At 69.3% G+C, this 6,785-nt stretch carries 1 protein-coding gene; it reads left to right on the forward strand.

The annotated features are described in order from the left end of the window. The coding region (locus NA10_RS34870; protein ID WP_157557003.1) for a non-ribosomal peptide synthetase at positions 1–6,785 on the forward strand (6,785 nt) is incomplete at both ends.

Here is a 6,785-nt window from a genome sequence, read left to right on the forward strand (position 1 = left end):
GGCCACCCTCGGCAATGAGAACGGCGACTCCACGGTCGCCGCGCCGCGTCTGCGGCAGGTGTTCGCCTCCGGTGAGGCGCTGCCCGCCCCGACCGCGCAGAAGCTTCGCGCGCTGACCGGTGCGCGGCTGCACAACCTGTACGGCCCGACCGAAGCCGCGGTCGATGTCACGTACCACGAGGTCGTGGACGCCGACACCGTCTTCGTGCCGATCGGCCGACCGGTCTGGAACACCCGGACCTATGTGCTCGATGCCCGCCTGCACCCGGTCGCGCCGGGTGTCGCGGGTGAGCTCTATCTCGCGGGCGATCAGCTGGCCCGCGGCTATCTGAGCCGTCCGGATCTGACCTCGGATCGCTTCGTGGCCAATCCCTTCGGAGCCGCCGGTGCTCGCATGTACCGCACCGGCGACCTGGTGAAGTGGACCGGTTCGGGCGAGATCGAATACCTCGGCCGCACCGACTTCCAGGTCAAGCTGCGCGGTCTGCGCATCGAACTCGGCGAGATCGAGGCCGCGCTGCTGGCCGAGCAGGGCATCGCCCAGTCCGTCGTGGTGGTGCGCGCCGATGCGCACGCCGGTGATCAGCTGGTCGGCTATGTCGTGCGCGAACCCGACGCCGTCATCGACGTGGACGCGGTCAAGGCCGCGCTGGGTCGTTCGCTGCCCGGCTATATGGTTCCGGCCGCCCTCGTGGTGCTGGACCACTTCCCGGTGAACGCCTCCGGCAAACTCGATCGCAAGGCGCTGCCCGCACCGGTTTTCGAGGCCAGGCGTTTCCGCGCGCCCGCCACCCCGATCGAGGAGATCACCGCCTCGATCTTCGCCGAACTGCTCGGCCTGGACCGGGTCGGCGTGGACGACGACTTCTTCGAACTCGGCGGCAACTCGCTGGTCGCCACCCAGGTGGTCGCGCGCCTGTCGGCCGCGCTCGATGCCGAGGTCGGCGTGCGCGTGCTCTTCGAGGCCCCGACCGTGGCGGCACTGGCCGCCCGGGTGGAATCGCATGCCGGAACCGGTGTGCGCCAGGCGCTTACGGTGCGCACCCGCCCCGAGCATCCGCCCCTGTCGCTGGCACAGCAGCGCATGTGGTTCCTGAACCGGTTCGACACCGATTCGGCGGCCAACAATATTCCGGCGGCCGTAAGGCTCACGGGCGCACTGGATCTCGCCGCCCTGCGCGGCGCCATCGCCGATGTGATGGCGCGGCACGAATCACTGCGCACCATCTACCCGTCCTACGAGGGCGTCGCCTACCAGAAGGTGCTGCCCACCGCCCGCGCCATTCCGCAGCTAGAGGTGCTGGACGTGGCCGAGGGCGAGCTGTACGCCGCGGTCTACGATTTCGCCGGGCGCGGTTTCGATGTCACCGCCGAACCGCCGGTGCGCCTGCGCGCCTTCCGTTTGGCGGCGGACGATCACGTGCTGGTGCTGGTCGCGCATCACATCGCCGCGGACGGCTTCTCGATGAATCCGCTGGTTCGCGACCTGATGACCGGGTACGTGGCGCGCAGCAACGGTGAGGCTCCCGGCTGGCCGGAGCTCCCGGTGCAGTACGCGGATTACGCACTGTGGCAGCGCGAAACCCTCGGCTCGGAAGACGATCCGCGCTCGCTCGTCACCGAGCAGTTGGAGTACTGGCGCAACACCCTGAGCGGGCTGCCGGACGAGCTGCGGCTCTCGAACAAGCCGCGCCCGGCCGTGGCCTCCTATGGGGCCGGTACGCATCGCTTCCAGGTGCCCGGTGACCTGATCACCGGACTCCAGCGGGTCGCGCAGTCGCACGGCACCACGCTGTTCATGGTGGTGCACAGCGCCTTCGCCGCACTGCTGGCGCGGATGAGCGGCACCGATGACATCGCCGTCGGCATCCCGGTCGCCGGTCGCGGTGAGCAGGCCCTCGACGATCTCGTCGGCATGTTCGTCAATACCCTGGTGCTGCGCTCGCCCGTCGACACGAGTGAGAGTTTCACCGAACTGCTGAAGAAGGTCCGCGAGCGCGATCTCGCCGCCTTCGCGCACGCCGATGTGCCGTTCGAACGCCTGGTGGATGTGCTGAATCCGGCGCGTTCGCAGGCCCGGCATCCGCTGTTCCAGGTCATGCTGTCGTTCCAGAACCTGGGGCGCACCGCACTGGAACTGCCGGGGCTGAGCGTGTCCGAACTGGGCATCGACCAGCAGTCGGCCAAGTTCGATCTGCAGCTGACGCTGTCCGAGGTCATCGACGGCGGCGCGGCGGACCGCGCCGTGGATTCCGCGATGGACGCGGAACTCGTCTACGCCACAGATCTTTTCGACGGCGCGTTCGCCGAGGCCTTCGCCCAGCGCTTCGAGCGCATGCTCGCCGCCCTGGTCGCCGATCCCACCGTGCGGGTCGGCGATGTCGAACTGCTCGGCGAACGCGAGCGCCAGCGCGTGCTGCGCGGCTGGAACGACACCGCGTTCGAGCTGGACGCCGCCCTGCCGGAGGTCTCCGAAGGCGCCGCGGCAACGCTGGTTTCGCTGTTCGAGGCCCAGGTGGCGCTGACCCCCGACGCGACCGCGGTCACCTTCGAGGGGACCAGTCTGTCCTACGCCGAGTTCGCCGCCCGGGTGCGGCAGCTCGCCCGCTGGCTCATCGCCGCGGGTGTGGGGCCGGAATCCTTTGTGGCGCTGGGCATGCGCCGCTCCCTCGACCTGGTGGCGGGTATGTACGCCGTCACCGTCGCCGGTGGCGCGTACGTGCCGCTGGATCCGGATCATCCGGCCGAGCGCACCCGGTACATCCTGGAGACCGCACAGCCGGTCTGCGTGCTGACCTCCGGTGACGACGTCGAGGTGGATCTGGAAGGTGTTGCGGCACGCCAGGTTCGGATTGATCAGCTGGATCTGTCCGGCTTCGCGGACACCCCGCTCACCGATGCGGATCGCCGGACCCCGCTGCGCCCGCGGAACACCGCGTACGTCATCTTCACCTCGGGGTCGACCGGCCGCCCCAAGGGTGTGGCCGTCTCGCACGCCGCCATCGTCAACCGCCTGGTCTGGATGCACGCGCAGTACGGCCTCGCCGCCGACGATGTGGTGCTGCAGAAGACCCCGGCCACCTTCGACGTCTCGGTGTGGGAGTTCTTCTGGCCCTTGCAGGTCGGCGCGCGCCTGGTGGTCGCCAAACCCGATGGCCATCGCGATCCCGCCTACCTGGTCCGCCTCATCATCGACGAGCAGGTCACCACGGCGCATTTCGTGCCGTCCATGCTCGCGGTCTTCGTGGCCGAGCCCGCCGCCGCCGCATGCGCCAGCCTGCGCAATGTCTTCGCCTCCGGTGAGGGTCTGCCCGCGCCGACCGCGCAGCGCCTGCGCGCGCTGACCGGTGCGCGCCTGCACAATCTGTACGGTCCCACCGAGGCCGCGGTCGATGTGACCTATCACGAGGTCTCCGATGCCGACAACACCTCGGTGCCGATCGGCGCGCCGGTCTTCAATACCCAGGTGTACGTGCTGGATTCGCGGCTGCGGCCGGTTCCGGTGGGTGTCGCGGGTGAGCTCTACCTGGCGGGCGATCAGCTCGCGACGGCGTATGTGGCGCGGCCGGACCTGACCTCGGATCGCTTCGTGGCCAACCCGTTCGGGGACGCCGCGCGCATGTACCGCACCGGCGACCTCGTGGTCTGGACCGGCAATGGTGAGCTGGAGTACCTGGGCCGCACCGATTTCCAGGTCAAGCTGCGCGGTCTGCGTATCGAGCTCGGCGAGATCGAATCCGCGCTCACCGCGCTGGATTCGGTCGCACAGGCCGTGGTCGTGGTGCGCGCCGACGAGCGCACCGGTGATCAGCTGGTGGGCTACCTGGTCGCGGCCGACGGTCGAATCGACCTCGACGCCGTGAAAGACGCGCTCGCCCAGGAGCTTCCGGCCTATATGGTCCCGGCGGCCTTCGTGGTCCTGGACGCCTTCCCGCTCAACGCCTCCGGCAAGCTCGATCGCAAGGCGCTGCCCGCACCGGCCTTCGCGGCCAAGGAGTACCGCGCCCCGGTCACCCCGGTGCAGCAGACCGTCGCGGGCGTCTTCGCCGATGTGCTCGGCGGCGAACGGGTCGGCCTGGACGACGACTTCTTCGAGCTCGGCGGCAACTCGCTCATCGCCACCCAGGTGATCTCGCGACTGTCCGCGGCGCTGGACGCCGATATCCCGTTGCGCACGCTCTTCGAGGCCACCACCGTGGCCGCCCTCGCCGCACAACTGGAGTCGCGCGTCGGCACCGGCACCCGCGCCCCGCTGGTGGCGCAGGATCGGCCCGCCCCGGTGGCGCTGCCGACCGGTGAGACCGCCGCCCTGGTGCCGCTCTCCCCGGCACAGCAGCGAATGTGGTTCCTGAACCGCTTCGACAACCGCACCGCGGTCAACAACATCCCGGTCGCGCTGAAGCTCACCGGCGAGATCGATCTCGCCGCCTTCAACGCCGCCATCGGCGATGTGCTCGACCGGCACGAGGCGCTGCGCACCATCTACCCCGAGATCGCCGGTGACGGCTTCCAGCGCGTGCTGGAACCGTCCGAGATCGACTTCGAGGTGCGTACCGAAACCCTCTCGCCGGCCCAATTGCCCACGCGCATCACCGAATTGGTGAGCGTCCACTTCGACGTCACCCGTGAGCTGCCGTTCCGCGCCACCGTGCTCACCCTGAGCCCGGAGGCGGGCGGGCGGCACGCCGTCGTGGAGCCCACCCATGTGCTGGTGCTGGTGCTGCACCACATCAGCGCGGACGGTTTCTCGCTGCGGCCGCTGCTGCGCGATGTGGTCGGCGCGTACCTGGCCCGCAGCGGGGGGCAGGCCCCGGCCTGGACGCCGCTGCCGGTGCAGTACGCCGACTACGCGCTGTGGCAGCGCACGGTGCTCGGTGACGAGAGCGCCGCGGATTCCATTGCCGCCCAGCAGGTGCACTACTGGACCGAACAGCTGCGCGATCTGCCCGAGCAGATCGAACTCCCCGCCGATCGGCCGCGACCCGAGATCGCCACCAATGCCGGTGCCACCTACGACTTCTCGATCGACGCCGACCTGCACCGCGCGCTCACCGCGCTCGCCCGCGAGCACGATGTCACGCTCTTCATGGTGCTGCACGCCGCGCTGGCCACCTGGTCCGCGCGCCTGTCCCGCTCGGTCGATATCGCCATCGGAACCCCGATCGCGGGGCGTGGCGAGGCCGCGCTGGACGATCTGGTCGGCATGTTCGTCAACACCCTGGTGTTGCGCACGCCGGTGCTGCCCGATGCCGCCTTCCGCGATCTGCTCGCCCAGGTGCGCCGCACCGATCTGGCCGCCTTCGCGCATGCCGATGTGCCGTTCGAGCGATTGGTGGATGTGCTCAGCCCGGTGCGCTCGCAGGCGCACCACCCGCTCTTCCAGGTGGCGCTGACCTTCGAGGCCGCGGGCGCGAAGGACGCGGGCGCGGTCTCGCTTCCGGGTCTGGAGCTGGAAGCCGTCGAATTCGACGCGGGCACGGCCAAATTCGATATTCAGCTGACCGTCGGCGAGCGCGCCGACGATTCGCTGAGCCTGTCCTGGAACTACGCCACCGATCTGTTCGATCCCGAGACGGTCGCCTCCTTCGCCGAGCGCCTGGTCCGCATTCTGCGTACCGTCGCCGATGATCCGGCGGTGCTGCTCGGTGATATCGATCTGCTCGGCGGGGTCGAGCGGCACGAGGTCTCCGAGCGCTGGGTCTCCGCCGGTGACGACATCGTGGAGCTCGCGGCCGCCGCGCGCGCCGCCGTGCTAGCCGGTGGGCACACCTCCCCGCAACAGGACTTCGACGACGCCGACACCGCTGCCGATAGCGTGGATGACGCTGCGGCACCGGCGATCTCGGCCGCGGAGCTGGAGCGCGTGCTCGCGCCCGGCGGTGCGTTCGGCGCGGTGGCGGAGCTGTTCACCGATCCGGTGGCGGCGCTGTCGAGTCCGTTCGTGGACGAGAACGCCACGCTGTCGAGCCTGTTCGACCGGGCCGTCGCAGCCAATCCGGAGCGGGTCGCGGTGCGCTTCGGTGACGACGAGCTGACCTACGCCGATCTGGATCGGCGCTCGAATGTGGTGGCGCGCAGGCTGATCGAGGATGGCGCGGGACCGGAGTCGCTGGTCGCGGTGCTGCTGCCGCGCTCGGTGGATCTGGTCGTGGCATTGCTGGCGGTGATCAAGACCGGTGCCGGATATGTGCCGGTCGATCCGACCTACCCGGCCGATCGCATCGCCTACGTGCTCGCCGACGCCCAGCCCACGAGTGTGGTCCTGGACTCCACCGTGACGGTGGAGTTGCCCGCCGGGCCGGCGACCGTCTCGCTGGACGGATACACCGTCGAGGCGGGCGATATCGAGGACGCGGACGATTCGCCGATCACCGACGCCGACCGGACCGCCGTGCTGCGGCCCGATCATGTGGCGTACGTGATCTACACCTCCGGTTCCACCGGTCGCCCGAAGGGCGTGGCTGTTTCGCATCGGAATGTGGTGCGGCTCATGGCTAATACCGATCGCGATTTCGGTTTCAATGCCGATGATGTGTGGACGTTGTTCCACTCGTACGCGTTCGACTTCTCGGTCTGGGAACTGTGGGGTCCGCTGCTCTACGGCGGCACTCTCGTGGTGGTCGACTATTACGTTTCGCGTTCGCCCGAGCAGTTCCTGGAATTGCTGCGCCGTGAACGGGTCACGGTGCTGAACCAGACCCCGTCGGCGTTCTACCAGCTGGCCGAGGCCGAGCGTATCGCCGTGGCCGCGGGCGACGATCAGCCCCTGGCATTGCGCTACGTGG

This window comes from Nocardia acidivorans NBRC 108247, from assembly GCF_001625085.1.
Classification (GTDB): domain Bacteria; phylum Actinomycetota; class Actinomycetes; order Mycobacteriales; family Mycobacteriaceae; genus Nocardia; species Nocardia acidivorans.